Origin of the sequence: Oscillochloris sp. ZM17-4, assembly GCF_019599295.1 — a bacterium.
In the GTDB taxonomy this organism is placed as follows: Bacteria; Chloroflexota; Chloroflexia; order Chloroflexales; family Chloroflexaceae; genus Oscillochloris.
In genome coordinates, this window is the sequence record NZ_JAIEWN010000131.1 from 1 (window position 1) to 2,743 (window position 2,743).

Annotated in this window: 2 protein-coding genes and 1 tRNA gene; 1 reads left to right on the plus strand and 2 read right to left on the minus strand. The window is 65.8% G+C overall.

Annotated features, from left to right (window positions below; all coding sequences use genetic code 11):
• Window positions 1-75 precede the first annotated feature (75 nt).
• Window positions 76-152: transfer RNA gene (locus K2Z83_RS28110), tRNA-Arg, on the plus strand.
• Between the two features lie 207 nt (window positions 153-359).
• Here the strand turns inward: K2Z83_RS28110 and istB are convergent.
• Together istB and K2Z83_RS28120 are read right to left on the minus strand one after the other, a co-directional pair.
• Window positions 360-1,142: an IS21-like element helper ATPase IstB gene (gene istB, locus K2Z83_RS28115; RefSeq protein ID WP_220598485.1), complete on the minus strand. Its 783-nt coding sequence runs from the start codon at window positions 1,140-1,142 to the stop codon at window positions 360-362.
• On the minus strand, window positions 1,135-2,241 hold the full coding sequence (locus K2Z83_RS28120) for an IS21 family transposase (RefSeq protein WP_220598486.1): 1,107 nt from the start codon (window positions 2,239-2,241) through the stop codon (window positions 1,135-1,137). Before K2Z83_RS28120 ends, istB begins: the two co-directional genes overlap by 8 nt.
• Between the last annotated feature and the right edge of the window lie 502 nt (window positions 2,242-2,743).

Below are 2,743 nucleotides of genomic sequence, written 5' to 3' on the forward strand. Positions count from 1 at the left end.
CAAGAAGATTCGTCACACCCCGGGTGCGCGGGTGCGTTGACATCGGCACGGGACTGCGCTATACTGGCCGGCGTTGACCCCGTAGCTCAATTGGATAGAGCGTCAGCCTCCGGAGCTGAAGGTTGTTGGTTCGAGCCCAATCGGGGTCGCCAAATTGATTTTTGGGCGTTGCAACGCTCTAAAACCTGCATATCGCACACATCTGATGTGCGGTCCGTATCTCCCCATGCCTGAAAATGTGGCCCGCCGCCGACCTCACCCGGCGCCGGGCCACGCGTTTGCTTACTCGAAACGGTCTATGTCAAGCGACGCTCAATTTTTTACCCCGATGACAGTGAGAACTTTCCCCTCGCGGGTTGTCAGGACGCCGCCGGCGGCGGGGTCGCGGGGGTGGCTTTCTGGGCGCTGGCCTCGCGGGCTCGGTAGCTCTCCAAGCCCATCATGTCCAGGATCACCGAGTGATGCACGACCCGGTCAATCGCGGCCATGGTGGTCATGGGGTCCTGGAAGATCCGCTCCCACTCTGAGAAGACCAGGTTCGTGGTCAGAACCACGCTGCGCCGCTCGTAGCGCTCGGCTAAAAACGTGAACAGCACCTCCATTTCGTCCCGGCTGTGCTGCACATAGCCGATGTCATCGAGGATCACACACGCGAAGCGGTCGAGGCAGGCCAGCTCGCGCGGCAGGCGCAGGTCGCGCTTGGCGGCCAGCAGCTGCTGCACCAGGGCCGCGGTGCTCGTCCAGAAGACGGTGTGGCCCTGCCGGATGAGCTGATGGCTCACCGCCGCGGCGACGTGACTTTTCCCGGTTCCCGGCTTCCCGACGGCAATCACGTTCGCGGCCTGGGCCAGAAAGGCGCCCTGCTGCAGGCGCTCAATCTGCTGGGCCAGCACCGCGCCGAACCGATCCAGGTCGAGCTGGGCCATGGTCTTCTCCCGTGGCAGGCGCGATTCGCGCAGCAGCCGCTCAAACCGGCGCTGCTCGCGGTAGGTCGCCTCCTGATCCACGAACGCGTAGAGCAACGCAGCGTGGGTCAGCCCCTCTTTGGCCGCCCGCAACGCGAAGGCGTCGACCTCGGCCGGCGTATGGTGCAGCTGGACGGCGTGCAGCAGCCGCGTCAGATCCTCATGACACTTAGTCACCGGCGCACCTCGTCTCCAGCAGGGCGTCGTAGACCCCAAAATCGAACTGCGGCGTGCTCAGCTGAGGCACAGCGGGCGGCTCCGCACTGCGCACCAGCTCACGCACGGCGTCAAAGGTGGGGGTCGTGCCGCTCTCGGCCAGCAGGGGCAAGGCGGCGATCACATCCAGCTCACTGGTGGCGGCGGCCAGGTGCAGCACCCGCACGTACTCCTTGTCGGCCCGGCTAGGCTGCTGGGCGACCAGGGTGTCATAGGCGACCCGAAAGGCGGTGGTCGGGAAGAGCTCCTCGCGGAAGCGATACGGGGCAAAGGCACCGGGCTTGCGCACGAGCGACCAGATCAGGTGGCGATAGTCGATGTGGCAGCCAAAGCGCCCGTGCAGGCGGGGCAGGGTCTGCGTCAGGGTACTGCCAACGTAGAGCTCGAGCGTTTCGGCCCGCACCCGCACGATCAGGGTCACGCCAATCAGGCGCGAGGGCACCGAATAGGTGTTGTGCAGCACGCGGATGGTGCTGAAGCGGGTCACGGTGACCGGCAGTTCGCGACAGGGATGCAGCGGGGTGGTGGGCAGCGGGTGCAGGGTATCGAGCTCGGTCGCCCAGCGCAACTGGCGGGTCTGGTTGCGCTTGCGGGCCAGCTCCTGGAGCCAGGCCACGTAGCTGGCCCGGTCGGCGAAGTCGCGGCTGCCACGTGCCCGGAGCGCCTGGTCGACGGCCTCCTTGAAGCGGTGGTGGGCCTGCTCGACATCGCCGTTCTCGTGGGCTTCGCCGGCGGTATTGGTCGAGGGCGTCATGCCGTAGTGGGTCATCAGCGCCAGGTAGCCGTCCGTCCAGCGCCGCTGGCCGTCAGGCTCGATGGTCTGAACCGCCGCCGAGATGTTGTCGGTGCGGTGGTTCTCGGGCACCCCGCCGACCTGCCACAGACAGAACTCCAGTCCCTCGGCGAGGGTCTCAAAGCTCTCGGTGAAGCAGAGGGCGACCGCCTCGATGTTGGAGTAGGTCAGGACAAAGTGGAAGAGCAGGTGCGGGAAGGGCACGCCGGCGATGGTGATCGCCAGCTCCTCCCTGGCCGCGCTGGCCGGGCTGGTGGATCTGCTCAAAGATGACATCGTGGTCGGGGCCGTGGAGGGCACGCCATGTCGCCACATGGCGCTGGAAGCTGCGCAACTGGCCTGGGGCATAGCGCTCAGGATAGCGCTCGGCGAGGATGGTAAACAGCGTCTTGGCCTGGAGCGCCGAGTCGCGCTGGAGCTCCTGCTCGACCCAAGACCAGTCGGCGAGAAAGGGATTGGCGCGCGTGCGATAGTCGCGCGCTTGGCGCATGGTACTGGGGAGGGCGGCCGCGCGCAGATATTTGCGGGCGGTGGGCACGCTCTCCCGGCGCGGGCGGCGGCTTGTTCGAGGGTCTTGCCCTTGGTGCGGATGCGGAGCATCAGCTGTCCCTCGGTGTCGGTTTTCATGGACCCTCCTTGTGAGGGGCCATGGTACGGGGAAACGAGACAAGCGGGTGAGCCGCGAAGGGAAAGTTTTAATCGTCATGAGGCGCTAGTTTACTACGTCGTTGGACAGGCGGCTTCGCCGCCAACACCCAACGCAAAATAT